Genomic DNA, 22,097 nt, shown 5'->3' with positions numbered 1-22,097 from the left:
TTTAGCATCTAAACAGAAAATTATGGGAAACAAAGAGCTAAAGAACTGAATATTAAGACCTGACATTAGGACGAGAGCACGAACCTAATCAATTCAGCGTTGGATTCCATTCAACGACTTGTCCATTGCTCAACATAGCTTTGATAGACGTCGCTGGTATTGTGACGCCGTTTTGGCTAAACGTTTGGTCAGAGAAATTCGCGATGATCTTACTTCCGTCACTGAACACGGTTTGTTGAACATCACCGTTTTTGTCTAGCCAGTCGAAATCTACGAGCGCCTTGTCCCATAGCAAGCTGTGTATTGGCTCAAAGCCGTCTTGATAGTGCTTCAATGCCTTAAGCCTTGGGCTTGAGCTCGATAAAGCTTCATCTCTTGTTAAGTGAACCATCGCAGGTGTGTTGTACAGCATGGCAGTTAAATCGCGGTTGGCTTTTACATTGCTGAACTTGAGACTGTCTGAGTGCCAGTGGTGCGTGTTAATCACTTCATCATGGAATACGGCTTGGTAGAGCGGAATTCTGTATTGAGGAGAAAACAACAGCGACTTATAAGGTTCTTTCACTTTTGCCGATTTGAAGAAAAAGTCCGGTTTATGATCAGGATACCAGCGGCCTAAATAATAAGGCGACTTGCGGTTTTCTTTCATGTCTTTGTCTGTCCAACCGAAGCCGACCGTTTCTAAGCCGTGTGCAAACGCGATGCCTTTGGTTGTCAGGCTATTGCCATCTTCAGAACCCAACACCAAATTTGGTTGCTCACTTAACCACTGCATTCGGCTATTGAAAGCAGAAAGCATATCCGACTCATTGGAATTGTCTCGATAGTCCTCATGCGCCATTGCTGTCGCATCTACATCTAAGAACAAGCTATTGAAGTGACCAAAGCTCATGATGTCTTGAGCACGCTGTTTTACGTAATCTAAATGGCAATTCGGATTTAGATAATAACCGTTACCTCGGAATCCTTTTTTCAAGCTGCCATCCGCTAGTTCAATCGCACAACTCTGACGCATCGGCTCTGGCAATTGAGCCGTTAGCCAGTTGTCATTTAACTTAGCTGGTATGGCAGTGTTGTAGGAGTCGTAGGTTCCAACTAAATAACCAGACTGTTTAGCCAGTTCCACTGCGTTCGGTTGATAAAAAGCTGGCATCCAATTATCAAAACCTAGCCAAAGCTTATTCAGACCTGCTTTATTTAGGTTGCTGACCATGTCCGACGACAGGGCTTGTCCCCAAGTTTCAGTTGTATTGAGATAAGAAGACGCGTTCTTAATCAACCAGTTTTTCTTGTCTTGTGCAGCGGTATATTGAGCTTTAATAGCGTTGTCAGTGAGTGTTGGTGTGGCAACAGGGTACAAGCCTTGCAGTGACTGGCTGATAGAGTCCAACAACAACTGTTTATGATATTGGCTAAACCAATCTTTGCCTTTAGATAGCGAAGACAGTTCTCGCTTGGCTTCACTTGGAACAATCAGTTTTGACCTCTCTAGGTACCAAGTGTTTAATCCCCACCAGTCGTTCACATCTTGAATACTTAAAGGATCCTTACCAAACAGATAAACGTGGCTCGCGCCAATTAGCTTGCTCACGTCAGGATTACGCTTTTGCTTTTCGACAAGCGATTCGGAGAGGCCATTCTTAATTCGCCAATCACGGTATTGTTTGGCACCATCCAACCAAGAGTCTCCAAGAGTTATACGAACCGTAAAAGGCTGTGATTGATTCAGAGTGGTAAATTGGTGTGAAGCGCGCATATCAATCTTGGTCTTTTTATCAGAGGGTATGCCCGAGGGTGTATCAGAAAAAAGCAATTGGTTGTTGGTTGGGTTAATCATCTGATAACTGATGAATTGATTATTCTGTTGTACGGTCCAAAACGGCATTTTTAAGTCTTGAGTAGTGTTACTCCCTGAATGATTGTCGACTAGGTAATTGGCCCATTGCTTATTGTTGGTAGGAACACGCATGCCTTCGCTAAAGGGCAGAAATAGGGTTTGAGTTTTTTGTTCAGCAAGGTCAAACCAAGCGAGTTCGATAGAGCGGTTTCGTTTTACTTGTGTGTCTTCAGGTAAGGTGAATTGGACAAGAAGATCATCTTGCTTCAATTCCGCTTTTACATGGATTCCGCTCGGTATCAGCGTCCAAGAAGCCTTGGTTTGTGAGTGAGCGACAAGTTGAGTGACTTCCTGAGGCTTACGATCAACGGTCAGAGGATCGCTATTCACGCTTAAGCCATTCCAATCAATCTCTAGTGTTCTTGTTGTAATCGATACTGTGTCGCTGTTGTTGGTGTTCGTTAGCGTTATCTGACTGTCTTGTGCGTTTGTTGAGAACGAACAACTGCTTAAGAGAGCCGTAATGGCGAAAGACGTAAAGTTAAGGTGGTGACGTACACTGAGCATATCTAGGTTCCGTAAAGAGTAAATACGGTTATTACACCCAAGTATTGTTGGTGTTTTGTCACCTATATGTCTCTATTGTTTCCCTTCGGTGTTTAATACCATTTGTAGCGAGCTGAACTCAGAAAGGCATTAACTCAGAAAGGTAATGCGACACGCTGTACATATTGGATTTCAATCGAGCCTTGATATTCGAACATTTCCACCGAAGCACTTAAGTGTTTGGCTGTAGAGCCCGAAGGGCTTTCTGTCGGAACGGTTGCTTCAAGTGATTTGATTGGCACCTTGAAACCTAACATGTCGTAATTTTCATCAAACCATTGCCAGCTTACATTGGTGCTAGGGCAGTTGTCGTTAACCATGGGTGGCGTTACCACAATGTGAGGGTCGTTGAGTTTGTTTTCGAGTGTTAACCATCGCTTACTGTCATCTAGCGCAACAATAATAGGGTAGTTGTTCGATCCTATAGTTAACTGATAAACACCAGATTCCGGCTTGATAAACATTTCACTGGTTTCAATCTCTTGATATTCGACATCAGAATTGAGCTGCCCGTCGATAACCACTTTCCCCTGAGGTGAAACCAAAGAGATACGCTGTGTTTGATCTTCTGTTGCTTCATTCAACTGTTCGGTAGACACTTTAATCTGATAGCCTTGTGACGAAAGACCGTGGCGTTTGATAAAGCTGACTTGGATGTGATTGTTGGGCGCAGAGCTTTGTTCAAGAGTCGTTCCACATTGAGTCCGAGTCAGTATTTCCTGTTTAACGGGCAACCAAAGTTGGCTATCAAGTGTCTCCTGATTCAATGCGATTTGTAGTTCCTGCCAAGCAACTTGTGGTTGGTCATCAAGCAGCGATTGATAGGTGTGTTGTAATGGAGTATCAGCAAACCAAGCTGCATGACACGCAAAGGGCGCTGCGCAAAACAGTGCTATTAGCGAGCTTAGTTTCATTGGGATTCTCCTGCCAAACGATAACCAACGCCTCGATGTGTTTCTAGGTGGAGCGTCGGCAACTTCTGACGCAATCGCAGTATGTGATTGTCTACGGTTCTAGTGCTTGGGAAGGCTTGGTAACCCCAAATTTTATTGAGCAACTCATCTCGGTGAAACACACGCCCTTGGTTCTGAACAAACAAAACCAATAGTTGAAATTCTTTAGGTTTGAGTGCAATAGGGTTGTCATCCAGATAAGCGATTCGTTCCGACAAGTTGATTTGGATATTGGCGTAGTTCAAGTGGCTAACACCTAATGGGCGAAGCTGTGTGATCACCCGAGCAAGCAACTCTTCATTTGAAAACGGTTTAGTCACGTAATCTTTAGCGCCAGCCATCAAGCCTTCAACACGTTGTTGAACTTCTACTTTCGCAGTTAACACAATCACAGGCAGAGCTTTGAGCAGTAGCCAATTTGGAAGATGTTGTAAGCTGTCACCGTCTTCGAGTTGTCTATCAAGCACTACAAGGTCGGCACGTAACCACAGCTTACTGGCGCTCTTTGCATCTTGTGCCCAAAGGCAGTGGTAACCATTGGACTCAAAGAAGCTGACGAGGCCTTGCCCAAGCAGTTGGTCGTCTTCAATCAGCAATAGGGTGTTCATAAGCGATTTCCAAAATACATCGGGTTGGGTTACGGATAATAATGAGACGGCCATTGGCTTGTTTCATCAAGTGTTCGACAATCGTAAGGCCAATGCCCATGTTATCTTGTTTGTGTGCAGTGCTTGGTGTTACTCGGGACATCAGTCGTTGAATCCAAGAAGGGAACTGGCCTTCATCTTGCACTTCTATCATCAGCTTATCGGCAAGGGTGACTTTAACTAAAACCCTACCTTGTCCGTGTTGCTTGGCATTCTTGATCAAGTTATCTAAACAAATAGTTAGCCAGTAATACGGTAGATTAAGTTCGACTTCGCTTGCTTCACATTGATACTCAATATTGTGCTTTTCACAGACATGGTCGAGCCATTCTTCCAATGATGCGTTTTGCTTCAGCAGGGGCTCTGACTGATCGGAACTTAGGTAAACTTTACTGTTCTGAGTGAGCTGAGAAAGCCTTTGATAGTCAGATATTAAACGCCAAACAGCCCCTTGGGTATCATCGGGGAAGTCGTCGTAGCGGTTTCTGAACATTTCGACGGTTAAGCCAAGGCTAGTGATTGGCGTGCGAAGTTCATGCGTGAGAAGTTGCAAAACGAACTGTTTCTCTTTGCGCTCTTTCCTACGTAGATATATGGCACGAGTTAATACGCAAAGTAGCGTGAAGAGTAGTGCGAGAGTCACAAGCTTCATGACAAGCCTGTCGTTGCTCGACTCGCTTAGACACAAGTTACTGTAACGAAAAGAACAACTTTCACCCGACAAGGTCACTTCTTGCTGCTCGGCGATAGGCTGCCAAACTTCAGAGGGAATCGCTTTCCAGCCCTGTTCGCCACTTAACCAAAGCACATCACCTTGTTGCCAAGCGCGGTATCCATTAAGTAGTGCCTCTTTTCCTTCTGTCGTTAAAGTTTCCAGCTTGCTAAACAAAGGATGCAGAGGATTGCTGATACTCAAAAATGGATGAATTTGTTCACTGTTCTCTGGGTAATGCGCTACATAACGATCAGCAAAGCTGCCACCAGCAGGGTGTCGTTTTGAGTGTGCTGCAAACCAGATTGAATCCAACGTTTGTTGCTGACACAAAGCCAGTTCGAATTCGATGGCATCGTTCAAAGAAGGGTTGGTGTTTTCAATCGCTCGGCAGCTATCTTGAATTGTGGCTAGCGCAGCAATCTCTTCCCAACTGAATTTTTTGAAGTCCGGGTAGCGGGTGCTTTCCTTAAGAAGAACTTTTGGGTACTGAGCTAATTCTTGTTGAGAGACAGAGATAGGAGACGACTGCCAACTGAGTTGATACAGGGTTTGCCACTTGTCTTGCAAACTTTGGGCATTGGCTAGCGTTGGGAGCCAAAGGGTCAAACAAAGGGCTAATGTCAGCCTGCGCATCCAGTCATTCTCGTTAAAAGTCATTAGCTCGAGTCTAAAGAGTTTTTGCTGAAATTTGTAACCTGAATGTCAACAAGTGTCCTTTCAATACCAAATTGTGAAGCTGAGTCATGAAATAAATCATAAGCCTGAATTGAACATGCTTTAAGAGAATAAGACTAAAATACAGAAAGTATCATTTATTTGGTTTAAATTTGATTATTGTGTACTTACTGTTACTTTTGGGGAGGTGGAACTGAATATACTGGGTTCAAACCTAATAAGAGGAACCACCATGAAAACAATCATCAAATCAGTATTGGCAATAAGTATCTTGGCTGCAGGTTCAGTTCAGGCATTTGAACTCACGAGTAATGATATTCAAGAAGGTCACCCTATGGCGAAGACGTTTGAATACTCTAGCTGGGGCTGTGATGGCGATAATTTGTCACCTCAGTTGATGTGGAAAGACGCGCCAGCAGGCACTAAAAGCTTTGCGATTACCGCCTACGACCCGGACGCACCAACCGAAAGCGGTTTCTGGCATTGGGTGGCGTTTGATATCCCAGCAAGCGTAAATGAACTCCCTCGTGCAGCTGATATTGCAAAGCTAGGCGGTAAAGAAGGTCGCATCGACTACGGAACAGTTGGTTTTGGTGGCGCTTGTCCTCCAGAAAAAGATGGTATGCACCGTTACCAATTCACTGTTTGGGCATTACCAACGGACAAACTTAACCTAGATGAAAATACGCCGTCTGCTGTCGTGGGTTTCACCTTGAATAGCATGGCGTTAGACAAAGCGAGATTAACCACGACTTATACTCGTTAGTTGATTAATAAAGCTATAAACCATAAGCACCACGGTTACAAGAAATTCAACCAAACAAGGGGATGAGATGAATCATCAATATCAAGTGACAGTCTTTCGCGCCGAGCAATTACAGAAACTGCGCAATGTGAGGATTCTATCCCCTAGTATCATTCAGATAATCACAGGCAGTAAGCGCCTGTTTTGGAAAGAGTCGGCAGCCGAACTCACACATTCAGAGCTGTTGTTGTGTGAAGCATCGGCATCATTGAGTTTTGAGAACATGCCTCACAAAGGACGTTTCCTTTCGCGAGTGTTCAGTTTTCAATTTCAGCCAACTCAAGCGATGCTCGATTTAAGTGAACAGCGAGCCGATGAGTTGGAATTACCGACCATAGAAGCTGACCGGAGTTTGCAAGATTCGTTGAACGCGTTGTTTACGTTTGATCGCCAAAGCATGAGTGCAGCAACCCAGCAGTTTTGGCTGCAAGGTTTGTATCAGCAATTGGCGGAGAAGGGCGTATTACATCGATTGTTTATTAGCTCAAACGTTTCGTTTAGCCAAAAGCTCAGCCACTATCTTTCGCATTCTCCAGACGAGAAACACCCGTTAGAGTCGGTAGCAGAACGCTTTGCGATGAGTCGTACTACGTTTATTCGCAAACTTAAGCTTGAAGGCATGCAATATCGTGAGGTGTTAGCGGAAGTCCGCTTAAGTCACGCACTGTATCTGATGCAGAATGGCCAACAGAATGTAGCGATGCTGGCTCAGTCTTGTGGTTATCAATCTGAAGGGCGTTTTAGTCAACGTTTTAAAGGTAAGTTTGGTTTATCGCCGAGTGAATACATTAAGACAATTGCGAGTGATAGAGTCGCAACGCCTTAACCATACTTCTATTGTTTTATAATTCTTCTAATGATTAAACGCTGACCTTTGTATCTCTTGCTGCGAGTGCGGCAAAAATCGTACATGCGAAGGCAACGCCAGCGATCAATAGAATCGGAACACTCCAAGAGCCCGTTTGTGAATGGAGTTTACCTACCAAAGTCGGGCCCGTCGCCGCTAGGGCATAACCAATACCTTGAGCCATACCAGACAACGAAGCCGCTTGGCTGCTGTTTGACGTACGTAAACCAACAAAAGAGAGCGCGATAATAAACGTAGAACAGTTGGCTAAACCAAAGAGTCCGACCCAAAATATTGCAAAGTCTGGTAAGTACAACAGGCCAATCAATCCAATAAACACACTCGAAGTACACAAGGTAATCAGCCATCGTTGATTATTGCTCTTACCTAAGAACGGCAATAACAGTAACCCTGGAACCATGGTTGAAAACTGTAGGAATCCGTAAATGTAACCCGCGTCGATTTCGCTATAGCCAAGATCGTTCAAGATCTGTGGTAACCAACCCGCCAAAGAGTAGAAGGTAAATGAGTTAAGTCCAAGTGCGAGTGTCACCTGCCAAGCAACACCACTCTTAATCATTTTTTTCATCGGTACTGGTTTTTCTTCGTTCGGCTTAGTGTTTTTAGAAGAAGAACGTTTGGTGATCTTAGGAAGCCAAATCATCAATGCCAATATCGGAAATACAAGGTTCATCAACAGAGCTAACTGCCAACCTGTCAATGTGAACAAGGTCAGCTCTGAAAATGGAACCATTAAACTTGAACCCAATGTCGAACCAATACCCATCGTAAAGATATACAAAGAGGTCACCGTTGCGATGCGTGTTGGGAAGCTAATTTTGACCACAACAGGAAGCAACACGTTACCAATTGCGATACCAAGCCCGATCATCACGGTGCCGATGTATAAAGTCGGAATAGCTCCAAAAGAACGCAGCGTTATACCTGTGGTAATCAAGACCAAAGCCAACAGCAAGCTAGGTTCAAGCCCAATTCGCTGAGATATTTTGGTCACTAGCGGCGAGAACAGGGCGAACGTTAACAGTGGTAAAGCCGTTAAGAATCCAGCAGCAGAAGAGTTAAGGCTGAGCCCTTCCATAACCTGAGAAAGTACCGGAGCCAAGCTCGTAAAAGGCCCACGAAGGTTAAGGGATAGGAATAGAATCCCTAACATGACGAAAATGCTGGTACGAAGTGAGGCGCTCATAGGTTGTTCTACTGTTTGCTTATGAGAAGACAGGCTAGCCTACAGATCATTGAATGATTACACAAATACCGTTTAAATAGGGTTACTAATGATTAAACCTGCGCTGTGCGCGTGTTACCAGAGAAGGTCACCCATGACTGTATTGAATGTCGACAAACTCATCTCAGACTTCCCATTGCTTCAACAATTAGTTGTACTCGACGAAGTGACTTGGTTTAACCCAAACATCACAACGCTAGAACAGGGTTTACCTTATGTGGGTTTGGGCGATAAAGACATTCACGATGCAAGCCTGCGATTACAAAGGTTTGCCCCTTATCTGGCAAAGGCTTTCCCTGAAACTCAAATCACTAATGGCATTATTGAGTCTGAGCTTATTGATATCCTAGCGATGAAGTCTTCGCTGGAAGCGCATTATCAGTTGCCGATTAAAGGCCGCTTGATGATGAAAAAAGACAGCCACTTGCCGATTTCTGGTTCAATCAAAGCGCGTGGTGGTATTTATGAAGTACTAACGCATGCCGAAAAGCTTGCGATTGAAGCTGGATTACTGAGTGAGAGCGATGATTACAGCAAGCTGTTAGAGCCTGAATTTTGTGACTTCTTTAAACAATACAGTATTGCCGTAGGGTCGACAGGTAACCTTGGTATGTCTATCGGCATCATGAGTGCCAAGCTTGGTTTTACGGTATCGGTTCACATGTCCGCTGATGCGAGAGCTTGGAAGAAAAATAAACTGCGCGAACATGGCGTCAATGTCGTTGAGTACGAACAAGATTACGGTGTGGCGGTAGAGCAAGGTCGTAAAGAAGCAGAGCAAGACCCGCGTTGTTTCTTCATTGATGATGAAAACTCTCAAACCTTGTTCCTTGGTTATTCTGTGGCGGGAGAAAGGCTCAAACAACAATTCGAACAACAACAGATTATCGTCGACAAAGAGCACCCATTGTTCGTTTACTTGCCCTGTGGCGTAGGTGGTGGCCCTGGTGGTGTGGCATTTGGCTTAAAGATGGCGTTTGGTGATGATGTGCACTGCATTTTTGCTGAGCCGACCCATTCGCCTTGTATGCTGCTCGGTGTCCACACCGGTTTACATGACGAAATTGCAGTGCAAGATCTGGGTATTGATAACCTAACAGCAGCAGACGGACTCGCAGTCGGCCGTGCGTCTGGTTTTGTTGGCCGAGCAATGGAACGTTTATTGGATGGTTATTACACATTAACCGATGAACGTATGTATCAATTGCTAAGTGAATTGAATCAATCCGAAGGTATTCAATTAGAGCCTTCTGCATTGGCTGGTATGCCGGGCGCAGTACATGTCGAACACAACCGAGAATATCTGGAAAGGTTAGGCATCGATGACTCTACGTTAGCCAATGCAACGCATCTTGTTTGGGCGACAGGCGGCGGTATGGTTCCAGAGCAAGAAATGGCAGAGTATTTAACGAAGCCTTCGTTATAAATTGAATATAAAGCGGGTGCTAGTGGCTGTTTTATCCGCTTCAATGAGACAATAACTTGCGCAGATCGTTACCTAAAACACAGATTTTATAAATTAGTCTTCATGCTTGTTATCACTGTCAGTTAGGTTGAGTGGCATTCAACTTGATAGGGATAGAGCGATGCCAGCACAACAACTAAATACACCACAAAAACTCTTACAACGGTTAGATGCCATTGGGGAATCTTTAAGATCTTCTGGTAAGGCGCACGCCTTGTTAGGGCTTGGTTCTGTTGGCATTGAAACGGAGCGACTGGATCAATATTCAGACGTCGATTTCTTCGCGATAGTGCAAACGGGACACAAGCAGTTTTTCTTAGACAGCTTGCATTGGTTATCTGACATTCTTCCAATCGACTATGCCGTAAGGAACACCATCGATGGTTATAAAGTACTTTATGCCGACGGAGTCTTCTGTGAGTTTGCAGCATTTGAACCACATGAATTAGCGCATATTCCGTTTTCTGAAGGGCGAATCGTTTGGCAGGAGGCCGACTTTGATACTCAGTGTTGTGTACCACCAGCAAAAGGTGTCGCTGAAACGAATTCTCAAGAATGGATCATAGGAGAGGCGCTAACCAACCTTTACGTGGGCATGTCTCGTTATAACCGAGGTGAAAAGCTATCTGGGAGTCGTTTTGTTCAATCTTACGCGCTTGATCGTTTGATCGATCTTGTGGATCAAACTGAAAGCCCACAACCTGAATTTGTCGATGAATTTATGTCTGACAGAAGGCTAGAGGTGCGCTTCCCTAAGTTCGCTCAGTTATTACCAACCTTCACTCAAGGCTACGAACGCACGGCAGAATCGGCTCTGGCACAGCTTGAGTTTTTGAATGCTCACTTTAACGTCAACCAAGCTATGCGCTCTAGAATCATTGATTTATGTAATTAATACATTTACTTACGATATCAATCTTCAATATTTTCTGTTTTAAAACGCATCGAAAACTGGTTTCGGTACGTTAGTTTTATTGTCTACCAATAAAAGGGTTGTCGCTAACCCTTATTATTGGTAGGTTTTAATAATGAAATTTACTTCCGCTTCAACTTCAATTTTCTTTTGGTGGTGCTCTATCTAGAGCAGCACGGAATACTCACATTCTTTAGCTGCTGGAAGGTAGTTAAGAATGTCACCATGAATGTCGTCTCTTTTTATCTCCAGTAGCTTTTATTACTTGGAGATACCCCATGAAAACACCTCAAAACACGAACAAACCAGAAATCATTCTGACTGGCGACCGAGCTACCGGCCCTTTACATCTGGGTCACTATGTTGGTTCACTACAGCAGCGCACTTCATTGCAACATATTCACGACCAAACGATATTGGTTGCCGACATGCAAGGGCTTACTGACAACGCTCATAATCCTGCCAAGGTTTCGTCTAACATTCTTAATGTGGTGGCTGATTATCTAGCGGTCGGTATCGACCCAACAAAAACCACGATTTGCCTCCAATCACAATTGCCAGCACTGGCAGAACTCACCATGTTCTATAGCAACCTTGTGTCTATTGCTCGTTTGGAACGAAATCCAACCGTTAAAAGTGAGATTCAAAACAAGGAGTTTGGTCGCTCAATTCCAGCTGGTTTTCTGACTTATCCGATTTCACAGGCGGCTGATATCACGGCGTTCAACGCGACCTTGATTCCTGTCGGTGACGACCAATTGCCAATGCTTGAACAGACTAACGAGATAGTGAGAAAGGTTAACTCACTCGCGGGCAAGCCAATCTTAAATGAGTGTAAACCCTTGCTGAGCAATGCCTCTCGTCTTCCGAGCACCGACGGTAAGAGCAAGATGTCCAAATCGATGGGAAATGCGATTAACCTTGGTGCGACCGAGAAAGAGATTCGAGCCGCAGTGAAATCCATGTATACCGACCCAAATCATCTACGAATCGAAGATCCTGGCCAAGTAGAAGGGAACATCGTATTTACCTATCTTGATGCTTTCCATACTGACGCTTACTACGTCAATGAACTAAAAGATCACTATCGCAGAGGTGGGTTAGGGGATGGCCAAACTAAGAAGGTATTGGAAGAGTGTCTACAAGAGATGATCCGCCCGATAAGAGCACGCAGAGCTGAACTGTTGGATGACAAAGCGCAACTCATCGATATCTTACGTAAAGGTACACAAGTCTCGAGAGAAAGAACCGAAACCGTGTTGTTGGATGTTAAAGAAGTATTTGGCCTGAACATCTTGTAAGTTTCATCAGCGATTATTCTTCATCTATTCACATTTTATCCTTCACTATCCATCAGACGAGTGCCCGATAGCGAACTGATCTCGTTATCGGTTACTTGACCGGTGTTAACACCACCAAAGAGGTTATTGCTCAAATGACTTCTTTGGATTGGTTTTAATGCTTATTACTGTGCGATTTATCACTTCCTATTTATAGAAATAACACTTCAACATTTAGTTAACTATAAGATTTTAAATAAATTTTTTCGGGATATCTCAGTTCGAAAGACATCATTAATTATGTTTTGAATTAATCTCACATATGCAACTAAGTTAATTTCTTTATGTGCAATATCTATCGTTAAGATGCGAGCTCATCTAGTTGGTGGATTAATAAAGACATAATTATAAAGGTGATGTATGCGTGGTGCACATTTACTAATGCTATTTCCGATAGCGTTTAATTCTCAAGCTGCCAATGTTGTCGACTACTCGCAAGTCGATTTATCTACAGTTCTCAATCAAACAACACAGGGCTTTACAGCTGTAAGCCAACCACTTGCTTACCAAGATGCAAGTCGAGTGAACACAGGAACAACAACACTCCTACGAAAAACACAACTTCATTACGGGATCCCGGTTTACGGTCAATCGGTAGTGGTTGATCTTTCCCAGAAGGGCATTTCGAAAGCGGTTGATGGCCAAGTATTAATGGGGATTGAGTCAGATATTGGTTCGACACTGCCGATGATTAACGCAAAGCAAGCTATTGATATTGCGGAATCACAGTATAAAGGGGTTGCCGCAGCGACTATTCGTGATCCTAACACCGAGCTTCTTATTTGGCTGGATGAACAGCAACAAGCGCGCCTGATTTATAAGGTCGACTTCTTGCAGACTCTGGGCATGGCCCCCTCAAGACCGATTACGCTTGTTGATGCTAAATCAGGTGAGTTGCTGGACCGATGGGAAGGGATTGCTTTCATTGAGGCAGAAGGACCGGGTGGAAACCAGAAAAGTGGCCGTTATTACTTTGGCTCGAACACACAGTTTGGCGGATTCCAAGTTAACTCGTATTGCCAGATGGACAGCCAAAACGTTGTGACTATGAACATGAACAACCAACAAGGATCAGGGCAAATCCATCAATTTAGCTGCAACGGAAATTACGGTAAGAACGTCAATAATTATCGCGCAGTTAACGGTGCATATGCACCAATGAACGATGCACATTACTTTGGCCAACGTGTGTTCGACATGTATCAAGATTGGTTGAACACACGTCCTATTCAGCAAAGGCTTACTATGCGTGTTCATTACGGTTCGAACTATGGGAATGCGTTTTGGGATGGCCGCCAAATGACGTTTGGCGATGGTAACCAATCCATGTATCCATTGGCGACGTGGGACGTGATTGCTCATGAGGTCAGTCATGGCTTTACTGAGCAAAACTCAAACCTTGAGTATCGCGGTATGTCGGGCGGAATGAACGAATCTTTCTCTGATGTAGCTGCTGCGGCGCTTAGTGAATATGTACATGGCACTTTCAATTGGAAGATGGGCGAGCATGTAATGAAGCATAGTGATGCGATGCGTTACTTCATTAACCCAAGTCAAGATGGTATGTCTATCGGTCACATCAACCAGTATTACAATGGCATTGATGTTCACCATAGTTCAGGGATCTTTAACAAAGCGTTCTACCATCTCGCCACGAGCAACAGTTGGGGTATCAAAAAAGCGTTTAAGGCTTACGCAACCGCGAACCAACTTTACTGGACACCAAACTCGGATTTCCAACAAGGTGCCAACGGTGTGTGTAAAGCCGCTGAAAATCTAGGTTATGAGACCTCTGCAGTGAAATCTGCGTTTAACGAAGTGGGTATTGATGTACAAAACTGTGGCTCTGGTCAGCCAAATCCGAACCCTAATCCTCCAACTCCAACTCCAGGTGTCGTGGAGCTAGAGATAAACGTGCCAACACCAATTGTGAGTGGTGGCGAAGAACAGCAACAGTTCGTTCTAAAGAATGTACCTGGAAGTGATGCTTGGATTCAGACTTATCATGGTTACGGTAACGTTGACTTGTATGTCGCAATCGGCAGACCTGTGTCACTAAGCGACTACGATTGCTCTTCTACCAACTCAGATAACAATGAATACTGCGGTTTTGGTAGTGTGCAAGGTGAAGATATCTACGTACTGGTGGACGGTGTTCAAAGCTCAATGGATGCTTACGTGGCCGTTAGCGCAGAGTTTGAATTACCTCAGCCAGAGCCTCAACCAGAACCTGAGCCACAAGGCATGTGCGATAACCTTCAAGAGTGGAATCCAAATTACTATTATCCAGCAGGTACAGTAATTCAATATTATGGCAACAGATTCAGAGCATCTGCGGATAACTGGGGAGCCGACCCGTTCAACAATTATTGGTACTGGGTATTTGAAGGTGCTTGTTACTAGCTAAAACGACTTAAAGTGATTTAAGTTAGTTAAAACTGATGAGAAGGGAGCGCAGTCTGTGCTCCCTTTATTCGTTCAAAGTGAGAGGTGAAGATGTATGCTGATCTTGTGTTAGCACGTTGGACATTAGAGTATGTGGCTAAGGCTTATTCGGCATTCAGCGCGCAATATTCAGTAACGACGACACAAGGATGATTAATTTGGAAATCAGTCATTTAGATCACTTGGTACTAACCGTTAAAGATATAGAGATAACGGTAGATTTCTATCAGCGCGTATTAGGTATGAAGCCTATCCAATTCGGAGAAGATCGCGTGGCGTTGTCATTTGGTAATCAAAAGATAAACCTTCACCAGTTAGGTAATGAGTTCGAACCAAAAGCAAAGCGCGTGCAAGCGGGAAGTGCTGACCTTTGTTTTATTACCAATACACCCATGGCTGAGGTAATCGAACATATCAAAGCGAACGAAATAGAGATAGAAGAGGGGCCTGTGCCGCGAACCGGTGCGACGGGTAAAATTGTCTCTGTTTATGTTCGAGATCCTGATGGTAATCTGATTGAGGTTTCTAACTATTAGGATCTAGCTTTAAACATCATTTCTGCTTCATCTTTCGAAACAATAAACCGCGCTTTTAAGTCACTTGATACTAGATGTAGCGAGATAAATAAATTACAATCGAACAATGTTTTATTAATTCGAGCCTTATTCCCATGGTGCGAAACTTAATCACATTCATCGTAAGCCTGTTTTTCTTAACGGCTTGCTCTACAACGAGTAACGAGCAGATCGATGAGAAGGCGTTGAGCAACGAAGACGCTCTGTCGAAAAGTGTCGAGAAGGATACGAACTTAAATGGCGTTTCGGACGCTAGTGATGAGACCAATGAGGTTGTAGTTCAAGATACTAGTGCAAAGGTTAAAGCAGAAGCAGAATTTGTCTCAGAAGCGGTCGAAGAGTCTGAAGTACACTCATCTCAAGTAACAGCGAAACAAGATGAAGTTGAGACCGACAATGAAAAAGGGCTGGGAAGTTACCTATTGCTCAATAACGAGCCGACTAAGAAAGTCATCAAATCGCTCGAGGGAGTCACAGACACCTTGAACGTTCTGACCTTTGGAATATTTGCCACAGGCCACGGTTGAGCGAATAGCTCTAACTGAGAAGATCGAATCATTAGAGAAGGCGAACCATATGGTTCGCCTTTTTATTTCAGATGCTTATCCATTGATATGTTTTAATTGATAGCCAACAAGCCCGTTGGTTTGCGTCAAGGGACAGTCAATAAAGCAGGTATTTGTTTGTTCTGGAATGGACACGCCGTATTTACGCTGTTCGACTTGTTATATGCATCGAGTGTTTTAATACTCCTCCCAAAGTAAGCAACGAAATCTAATCTTACAAAGACAGTGTCTGATATTCACTTAAGAGCATAGTAGTATGTCTGGCGTGAAATCCGTTATTTAGGTTTAGTTATCAATATTATAGGGAAGATATATGAAGAATAAGAGTGCATTTTTAAGCGTCGCGATGGTTATGTTGGCTGCTCATGCAAACGCTTCTGACGCGAGCCATGAGTCGGTAGCAGACAGTGTCATCACCGAACAAAGAGCGAACCTGTCTGAAAACACGCAAGGAAAAGGTTTTGGCCCACAAGCGCCACGCGATTTAGGCTCAGCCGAAGGAACAAACGCTCGATTGTTTTCGGATGCGCCAGATTCAACAGCCATGAACCTATGTAATATCCACTTCCATAAGAACGCAGAACACAAAGGTGGAGAGTTTACCCAATACGCTGGTAACGGCGATGGTAAGGGCTTCCAAAGTGGCTTTAAATACACGGGTAAGTTGAGTGATGCAGAGCTTAAACCATTTGAGGGTGAGGTTTGTCCAAGCGATCATGGCTCTTTGCATTCGGGCGACACCATCGAAGTGCATTACGTGTACTCAACGGCACAAGTAGAACCGGGTGAAACGCTTGGTGCTTGTTTCAACGATGCGATTACCAATCCGCAATTGCGTGTTGAGACTCAAGTCTACGTATTAGTGAATGATGATAAGGCTCTCGACTTCGAAGCATTGGCTAAGCACTCAAAAGTGAATGGTTTGCACCAAGCAACCAACATTCCACAAAACACTGGCTCAGCGATTCAATACGCCGGTTCTACAACAGGTCCAGGTTATAACGAGCAAGGTTCACCTTTCCAAGTAACATGGAGCGTTCGTCCACAAGTAGCGAAAGTAAACATCGCGACAGTGGGGAACTGGTGTGAAGGCAATGACTTTAACGAAGACCACGCCCACGGCGTGAGAAACTTGGTGGTTAACCCTGAGTTGTTGTCACCAATGGCAAACTAATCTTGTCACCCTGATTCGTAGTCAATATTTTCTAAAGGCGAGCCACTAGGTTCGCCTTTTTGTTACCTTAGATAAACACTGGGTGCTTGGTGGGGAAATTACGTGTGACAGTTATTCAAACATGAGCTGTTTGAATCGTGGTGGGTCAAAACACTCTTTACCTGAATCGAAGCTCCATGATACGTTCGTGACCAATCATGTTGGGTTACAAGTAAGGACAAGCCAATGTCATTAGAAGGCGCAGTTACATTCTTTATTGCCATGTTTATATTTGGCATTACTCCGGGTCCCGGTGTATTTGCGATTTTGGCTCGTGGTATGGTCGATGGGTGGCGAAAGTGCATCTCTCTTTCTGTAGGAATGATCTGCAGTGATCTGATTTATTTGGCGCTTGCCTGTTTTGGTCTAGCGACGATTGCTGAGAACTGGTCATTGGCTTTTGAGGTGATTCGTTATGTTGGTGCAGCTTATCTGATTTACTTGGGCTACAAGATGTTTAAGAGCCTACCTGAAGTGCAGGGCTCAGCGGAACTCGCGGCAAAACAAAGTCAGAAGTCAGAACTTGCTAGTTTCGCGCAAGGCTTTTTGATTTCGGCATCAAACCCGAAAGTGATTTTGTTTTATATTTCGTTCTTGCCGACTTTTATTGATCTGACTGTTTTACGTTCACAAGATATCGTTTTGGTTTCCGCTTTAGCATCTGTTGCTCTAATGTCAGGTTTAATGCTTATCGCCGTAGGTGCGGGCAGAATGGCAGGTTTGCTAAAAACGCCACGCGCACATAAAAGGTTAAACCAAAGTGCTGGTGGAATAATGATTGCTGCTGGCTCATATTTGGCGATAAATCGATAAATCGATAAATCGATAAATCGATAAATACGATTCTTTAAGCGCGACTCTTTAAACAAGAAGGCGAACCAAATGGTTCGCCTTTTTCGTTATAGCTGCGCGTTTTGTTTGTAAATCTAAGCGTCTACAAAAATCACCTCACCAGTAAGGAAGCCATCGACTGAACGTTCGAATGCTTTGCCGACTAATTTGCTTGGTACGGGTTCAAAACCTGGCATCATTTCACCATACACATCCCACGCTTCAGCGAGCACGGTAGGGTTGATGACATTGATGCGGGTGTTTCTTGGCATCTCATAAGCGACACACTTTACGAAGGTGTCAATCGCGCCGCTGGTGGTCGCATCTGCAATAGCGAAAGGGATTGGTTTAACATTCAAAATACCGCTAATCAATGTAAATGAACCACCATCAGCAATGTACTTTTGGCCGATACGAACAAGATTAATTTGTCCCATCATTTTGCTCATTACCGTGGTCATCCACTGTTCTTCTGTCATATCTGCAAAGGTGTTGTATTCACAAAGGCCGACTGTGTTCACAACCGCATCAAAGTGTCCCACGTTCTTGTAAAGCGCTTCAATCGACTTTGGGTCGGTGATATCAACAATATGGTCGACATCGCCAGAGCGACCCGCTGTGATTACGTTGTGATTGCCTAAGCCCATTAGGGCTGCTTGACCCATCTTGCCACGTGCGCCAATTAGAATGATTGTTTTCATGTTGTTCTCCGATCTGTATGTGTTTCGTTTCGATGGAAGAACTTTAACTAGATAACTAAACAAGTAGAAACAAAGCTTAATTGTGAGTGTTACTGGTTTTGCTTGTGCAGTGTTACACTCATACAGAATCCAATTTCACGGAAGTAGGTAAGTGTGAGCAAATTAGATCGACTAGACATAAAACAACTCAGGGTTTTTCAAGCGCTAATACGTGAGGAAAACGCGTCTAAAGCTGCCAACCAATTAGGGATGACTCAGCAAGCCGTCAGTGAGCATTTAAAGAAACTGCGTGAAGTGTTCGACGACAGGTTGTTTGTGAGAAAGACCAATGGATTTGTTCCAACGACATTTGCTCAAGAGTTGTCTGTTGGTGTTGATCGTCTGCTTATTGATTTCAATTTGCTGTTATCAAAGACTAACTTTGTGCCAGAGAAAGCAAAAGGGACGTTTGTGATTGCGGCGACAGATTATGCCCAGCAGATTATTTTACCGAGTTTGATAGCAAAACTGAGGGAGCGAGCGCCGGAGTTAAAGCTGATTGTGCGTGATTTCGAAATCGATAACCTGCACGAGCTAATGGAGAGTGGCAAGGTCAATTTGGCTATCGCTTTCCCTGATTACATCCCAGACAGCTACAAGGTCATTAAGCTGTTTGAAGAGTACCATGTTTGCGTCACTTCACCTCATTCATCTATCGCTCAAACCACCCCGTCGCTGGAAGAGGTCGCGAGTTATCCGACGATCATCGCTTCACCATCTCGCCCAAACTTTAAAGGTTCGATTGACGAATGGTTTGGGAAGTTTGGTTTGAAGCGCAATGTTGTTGTGTCCGCTCCGTGTTTCTCCATCGTGCCCATGTATTTAAACACCACTGACTCGATCGCGTTCTTACCATCCAGAGCGATAGAAGGGCTGAATCTAATCACACTTCCAATGGAGCAATCACCAGAGAGTTTCGATGTGGTAGCTGCGTGGCACCCAAGATACAACGATGATCCGCTACAAAAGTGGGTCACCTCCTTATTAGAAGTTGAATAGTCAGGATCAAGACGTCGTTTAAGTAGGTTGTTCAATCATGCGTGGGCTCAAAGAAATGGGTTAAACTTAATCAGTGTCTAACTCAAGTTTTTCCTACAGTGTTACTGATAGAAAACTCATTCACGCCTTATTTGACAATGCTTCCAGTAAATATGAGAGATTTAAAGTTATAAAATTACTTAAATATACTGGGTTATAGAAAATCAGGTTGAGTTTTAAGTGTGCTGTTCAAGATGTATAGTTATTGATAGTTCATTCAGTAATTGTATCTGTAGTTGTCAGTTGATGTGGGTGTTATGAAGAAAAACGGATTTACTTTAATGGAATTAATCATTGTGATCGTGATACTTGGAGTATTGGCCGTTACAGCAGCCCCGAGGTTCCTCAATATTCAAGAGTCAGCGAGAGAAGCAGTACTTGAAGGTGTTGCGGGTGCGATGGAAGGCGTGATCACGCAGGTGACTTCTAAAGCTATTATCGCAGGGCTTGATCCTGACGCATCAAATCCAGGTGATCAGAGTAACTATGTAATCGATTTTGGTATCGGTAGCGTTGAGGTTGATTGGGGAACGCTTTGCCCAGAGAGCCGGGGAGAGTCGGGCGACAAATTGACGATGATCGACTTTATGACTTTGTCAGATGATGACAGCTTAACTTCTGATTTTGGTAATCGACACACTGTGATCGGGTATGACTACGATTTTACCCAAGCTGAATTAGATAGCACGAACATAACGGATGCGGATCTAGAGACGCGCCAAGGTTGTTATGTTCTTTACGATTCTTTTGGTGGGCGAGTAACCGGAAATGAATGTCCTGCTGGTGGTTGTGAATGCACCGTTCGTGTAGTGAATGACGAATGTTAACCAAATACATTAACTGACTTATAGAAATTCAATAAAAAAGCGCGTTATTGCCGAGTAGCAATAACGCGCTTTTTTGTATTAGCTTAATGGTCTATCTTAGTTTGCTATTGCTGCATCTGCTGGCGGCAAGTCACGCTTCTTAATCACGTATCGCAAGCGAATTAACATCAGCGTCGCTGACACACTCAAGCCCGTCAGAATGCCAATCCAAAAGCCTTCTTCACCCATTGCAGGCACAATGTGGTCTGTTAAGCCCAATACCATGCCTAGTGGTAGTGCTAAGCCCCAATATGAAGCGATAGCTAAGATCATCGGGATCTTAGTGTCTTTATAGCCACGCAGTGCGCCGTTAGCGGACGTTTGCAATGCATCGCTGAATTGATACATAGCTGTAAAGGTCAACAATACCGCTGCCGTTGCGCTTATCGCAGGGTCGGTGGTGTAAAGCCTAATGATCCACTCAGGGAACAGAAGGAACATCGCAACTGAAAGTAATGAAATCAACGCCGCAACCAAGATGCCGACTTTGCTGCGTTCAATTGCGCCTAGTTCGTCTTTCTCGCCTAGTGCATGTCCAACACGAATCGTAATGCCAAATGAGATACTCATAGGAATCACGTAAGTCAGGCTCGAGATGTTAAGTGCAATTTGTGCGGCTGCCACGTTCTCTGCACCGATACGGCCAATCATCAACGCGATTACCGCAAAGATACTGCCACACACCGCGATGTTCATCCCGATAGGTAAACCTAATCTTAGAAGGTGAAGCATCTCTTTTGCTTTTGGCTTAGCGTCTGCAAAACTAATAATGGTCTTGTAGTGGTGATGGCCTTTAATGTAGGAATACAGCATTCCCGACATTAGCCAATACACTAAGCTTGTCGCCCAGCCACAACCCACAGCGCCCATTTCAGGGAATCCAAACTTACCGTAAATAAGCACGTAGTTGACTGGAATATTAATCAGCAAACCAATTACCGAAATGATCATCGGCACTTTGGTGTTGTTCATACCTTCACAGAAGCCGTTCAAGGTGTAGAACAGGGCAATACCCGGTACACCAAAGGCTAGGGCAAACGCATAGTCACTGCCAATTGGAATGATCTCAGCGGCTACGCCAATCCATTCTAAGATCGGTTTCGCACTCACCAAGTAAGCGATAAGCAGTACGCTAGCAATTAATGCCAACCAAACCATCTGGAAGAATTCAACAGAGATACTTTGAAAGTCGCGTGCGCCGCGGTGGTAAGCGACAACAGGCGTTAACGCCATAATCACGCCACGAAGTAGCAGCAACACTGGAATCCAAAGGCTGGTGCCAAGTGCAATAGCGGCGAGATCGGCAGGACTTACTTGGCCAGCCATTGTCGTATCGACAAATCCCATCGCTTGGGTAGCTATTTGAGTCAAAATGATTGGAATCGAAAGATGCATAAGCGCACCCGATTCACGAGTAAAAGGACGAAATTTCGTTAGCATGGAAGTTCACAACACCAATATAAATACACGAATGATGGCAGGATGGCCGGTGTGCATTTTAGGATGTGCCCCGTTGGGCGGGCGACAATATAAACACCTAACCGTATAGGGTCAAGCTTTGGATTTATAGAGTTAAATTAGCTCTGACATAGGGAAGGGTTCTGATTGCTAAAATACAACTCTAACGTACGTAAGTAATTGATTTATTGAGAATCATACTAGACAGGTAAATTCAATATTTGCCACGCTTATCACTAAGATGACGGTATAAGTGATTGTTATGGAAAGACAAAGGCTAGTACAATTTATGGCATAAAAAACTAGATAGAAAGAT

General features: G+C 44.1%; 19 protein-coding genes. 12 read left to right on the top strand and 7 right to left on the bottom strand.

Annotated features, from left to right (window positions below):
- Positions 1-88: 88 nt before the first annotated feature.
- The 4 genes from ITG10_RS23340 to ITG10_RS23325 form a co-directional block, all read right to left on the bottom strand.
- A complete protein-coding gene (locus tag ITG10_RS23340) occupies positions 89-2,404 on the bottom strand; it encodes a glycoside hydrolase (protein WP_017632137.1) in 2,316 nt (771 codons plus the stop codon).
- 134 nt (positions 2,405-2,538) lie between these two features.
- The gene (locus tag ITG10_RS23335) at positions 2,539-3,357 is read right to left on the bottom strand and encodes a DUF2861 family protein (RefSeq protein ID WP_017632136.1); all 819 of its coding nucleotides are present in this window, start codon (positions 3,355-3,357) and stop codon (positions 2,539-2,541) included.
- Positions 3,354-4,004, bottom strand: coding sequence for a response regulator transcription factor (locus ITG10_RS23330; protein ID WP_017632135.1), 651 nt, complete (start codon positions 4,002-4,004; stop codon positions 3,354-3,356). Before ITG10_RS23330 ends, ITG10_RS23335 begins: the two co-directional genes overlap by 4 nt.
- On the bottom strand, positions 3,982-5,391 hold the full coding sequence (locus tag ITG10_RS23325; RefSeq protein WP_017632134.1) for a DUF3404 domain-containing protein: 1,410 nt from the start codon (positions 5,389-5,391) through the stop codon (positions 3,982-3,984). Before ITG10_RS23325 ends, ITG10_RS23330 begins: the two co-directional genes overlap by 23 nt.
- A gap of 274 nt (positions 5,392-5,665) precedes the next feature.
- Here ITG10_RS23325 and ITG10_RS23320 point away from each other — a divergent pair, with 274 nt between their 5' ends.
- Complete coding sequence (locus tag ITG10_RS23320) at positions 5,666-6,199, top strand: YbhB/YbcL family Raf kinase inhibitor-like protein (RefSeq protein WP_017632133.1); 534 nt, start codon at positions 5,666-5,668, stop codon at positions 6,197-6,199.
- Between the two features lie 67 nt (positions 6,200-6,266).
- Positions 6,267-7,064, top strand: coding sequence for a helix-turn-helix transcriptional regulator (locus tag ITG10_RS23315; RefSeq protein ID WP_017632132.1), 798 nt, complete (start codon positions 6,267-6,269; stop codon positions 7,062-7,064).
- Positions 7,065-7,098: 34 nt separating this feature from the next.
- On the opposite strand, the gene ITG10_RS23310 is transcribed toward ITG10_RS23315, so the two are convergent.
- Complete coding sequence (locus tag ITG10_RS23310; protein WP_017632131.1) at positions 7,099-8,292, bottom strand: MFS transporter; 1,194 nt, start codon at positions 8,290-8,292, stop codon at positions 7,099-7,101.
- A 133-nt stretch (positions 8,293-8,425) separates the two neighbouring features.
- Here ITG10_RS23310 and ITG10_RS23305 point away from each other — a divergent pair, with 133 nt between their 5' ends.
- The 8 genes from ITG10_RS23305 (at position 8,426) to ITG10_RS23270 (ending at position 17,661) form a co-directional block, all read left to right on the top strand.
- Complete coding sequence (locus tag ITG10_RS23305) at positions 8,426-9,757, top strand: D-serine ammonia-lyase (protein WP_248386936.1); 1,332 nt, start codon at positions 8,426-8,428, stop codon at positions 9,755-9,757.
- 160 nt (positions 9,758-9,917) lie between these two features.
- On the top strand, positions 9,918-10,691 hold the full coding sequence (locus ITG10_RS23300) for a hypothetical protein (protein WP_017632130.1): 774 nt from the start codon (positions 9,918-9,920) through the stop codon (positions 10,689-10,691).
- A gap of 296 nt (positions 10,692-10,987) precedes the next feature.
- A complete protein-coding gene (gene trpS, locus ITG10_RS23295) occupies positions 10,988-12,010 on the top strand; it encodes a tryptophan--tRNA ligase (RefSeq protein ID WP_248386935.1) in 1,023 nt (340 codons plus the stop codon).
- 399 nt (positions 12,011-12,409) lie between these two features.
- Positions 12,410-14,452 (top strand): M4 family metallopeptidase, encoded by a 2,043-nt coding sequence (locus ITG10_RS23290; RefSeq protein WP_017632127.1) that lies wholly within the window; start codon positions 12,410-12,412, stop codon positions 14,450-14,452.
- A gap of 200 nt (positions 14,453-14,652) precedes the next feature.
- On the top strand, positions 14,653-15,030 hold the full coding sequence (locus tag ITG10_RS23285; protein WP_017632126.1) for a VOC family protein: 378 nt from the start codon (positions 14,653-14,655) through the stop codon (positions 15,028-15,030).
- Between the two features lie 134 nt (positions 15,031-15,164).
- Positions 15,165-15,596 carry a hypothetical protein gene (locus ITG10_RS23280; protein WP_017632125.1) on the top strand — a complete coding sequence of 144 codons (432 nt, stop codon included), beginning with the start codon at positions 15,165-15,167 and terminating at the stop codon, positions 15,594-15,596.
- A gap of 352 nt (positions 15,597-15,948) precedes the next feature.
- Positions 15,949-16,809, top strand: a complete 861-nt coding sequence (locus tag ITG10_RS23275; RefSeq protein WP_017632124.1) for a delta-class carbonic anhydrase — start codon at positions 15,949-15,951, stop codon at positions 16,807-16,809.
- A 225-nt stretch (positions 16,810-17,034) separates the two neighbouring features.
- Positions 17,035-17,661 (top strand): LysE family translocator, encoded by a 627-nt coding sequence (locus tag ITG10_RS23270; protein WP_017632123.1) that lies wholly within the window; start codon positions 17,035-17,037, stop codon positions 17,659-17,661.
- A gap of 113 nt (positions 17,662-17,774) precedes the next feature.
- On the opposite strand, the gene ITG10_RS23265 is transcribed toward ITG10_RS23270, so the two are convergent.
- The gene (locus ITG10_RS23265) at positions 17,775-18,380 is read right to left on the bottom strand and encodes a short chain dehydrogenase (protein ID WP_017632122.1); all 606 of its coding nucleotides are present in this window, start codon (positions 18,378-18,380) and stop codon (positions 17,775-17,777) included.
- A 153-nt stretch (positions 18,381-18,533) separates the two neighbouring features.
- Here ITG10_RS23265 and ITG10_RS23260 point away from each other — a divergent pair, with 153 nt between their 5' ends.
- Complete coding sequence (locus tag ITG10_RS23260; protein ID WP_248386934.1) at positions 18,534-19,418, top strand: LysR family transcriptional regulator; 885 nt, start codon at positions 18,534-18,536, stop codon at positions 19,416-19,418.
- Between the two features lie 320 nt (positions 19,419-19,738).
- Complete coding sequence (locus tag ITG10_RS23255; protein WP_017632121.1) at positions 19,739-20,284, top strand: type II secretion system protein; 546 nt, start codon at positions 19,739-19,741, stop codon at positions 20,282-20,284.
- A 96-nt stretch (positions 20,285-20,380) separates the two neighbouring features.
- On the opposite strand, the gene ITG10_RS23250 is transcribed toward ITG10_RS23255, so the two are convergent.
- Positions 20,381-21,763 carry an MATE family efflux transporter gene (locus ITG10_RS23250; RefSeq protein ID WP_016789848.1) on the bottom strand — a complete coding sequence of 461 codons (1,383 nt, stop codon included), beginning with the start codon at positions 21,761-21,763 and terminating at the stop codon, positions 20,381-20,383.
- Positions 21,764-22,097 lie beyond the last annotated feature (334 nt).

The sequence above is a fragment of the Vibrio sp. ED004 genome, from assembly GCF_023206395.1.
In the GTDB taxonomy this organism is placed as follows: Bacteria; Pseudomonadota; Gammaproteobacteria; order Enterobacterales; family Vibrionaceae; genus Vibrio.
Note: the sequence above shows the minus strand (reverse complement) of the source record. Positions and strands in the feature narration are given on the sequence as shown.

What these genes read in the sequence shown, in the direction of transcription:
- ITG10_RS23340 (WP_017632137.1), bottom strand. Translation starts at nt 2,404, where the DNA reads ATGCTCAGTGTACGTCACCACCTTAACTTTACGTCTTTCGCCATTACG.
- ITG10_RS23335 (WP_017632136.1), bottom strand. Translation starts at nt 3,357, where the DNA reads ATGAAACTAAGCTCGCTAATAGCACTGTTTTGCGCAGCGCCCTTTGCG.
- ITG10_RS23330 (WP_017632135.1), bottom strand. Translation starts at nt 4,004, where the DNA reads ATGAACACCCTATTGCTGATTGAAGACGACCAACTGCTTGGGCAAGGC.
- ITG10_RS23325 (WP_017632134.1), bottom strand. Translation starts at nt 5,391, where the DNA reads ATGCGCAGGCTGACATTAGCCCTTTGTTTGACCCTTTGGCTCCCAACG.
- ITG10_RS23320 (WP_017632133.1), top strand. Translation starts at nt 5,666, where the DNA reads ATGAAAACAATCATCAAATCAGTATTGGCAATAAGTATCTTGGCTGCA.
- ITG10_RS23315 (WP_017632132.1), top strand. Translation starts at nt 6,267, where the DNA reads ATGAATCATCAATATCAAGTGACAGTCTTTCGCGCCGAGCAATTACAG.
- ITG10_RS23310 (WP_017632131.1), bottom strand. Translation starts at nt 8,292, where the DNA reads ATGAGCGCCTCACTTCGTACCAGCATTTTCGTCATGTTAGGGATTCTA.
- ITG10_RS23305 (WP_248386936.1), top strand. Translation starts at nt 8,426, where the DNA reads ATGACTGTATTGAATGTCGACAAACTCATCTCAGACTTCCCATTGCTT.
- ITG10_RS23300 (WP_017632130.1), top strand. Translation starts at nt 9,918, where the DNA reads ATGCCAGCACAACAACTAAATACACCACAAAAACTCTTACAACGGTTA.
- trpS (WP_248386935.1), top strand. Translation starts at nt 10,988, where the DNA reads ATGAAAACACCTCAAAACACGAACAAACCAGAAATCATTCTGACTGGC.
- ITG10_RS23290 (WP_017632127.1), top strand. Translation starts at nt 12,410, where the DNA reads ATGCGTGGTGCACATTTACTAATGCTATTTCCGATAGCGTTTAATTCT.
- ITG10_RS23280 (WP_017632125.1), top strand. Translation starts at nt 15,165, where the DNA reads ATGGTGCGAAACTTAATCACATTCATCGTAAGCCTGTTTTTCTTAACG.
- ITG10_RS23275 (WP_017632124.1), top strand. Translation starts at nt 15,949, where the DNA reads ATGAAGAATAAGAGTGCATTTTTAAGCGTCGCGATGGTTATGTTGGCT.
- ITG10_RS23270 (WP_017632123.1), top strand. Translation starts at nt 17,035, where the DNA reads ATGTCATTAGAAGGCGCAGTTACATTCTTTATTGCCATGTTTATATTT.
- ITG10_RS23265 (WP_017632122.1), bottom strand. Translation starts at nt 18,380, where the DNA reads ATGAAAACAATCATTCTAATTGGCGCACGTGGCAAGATGGGTCAAGCA.
- ITG10_RS23255 (WP_017632121.1), top strand. Translation starts at nt 19,739, where the DNA reads ATGGAATTAATCATTGTGATCGTGATACTTGGAGTATTGGCCGTTACA.
- ITG10_RS23250 (WP_016789848.1), bottom strand. Translation starts at nt 21,763, where the DNA reads ATGCTAACGAAATTTCGTCCTTTTACTCGTGAATCGGGTGCGCTTATG.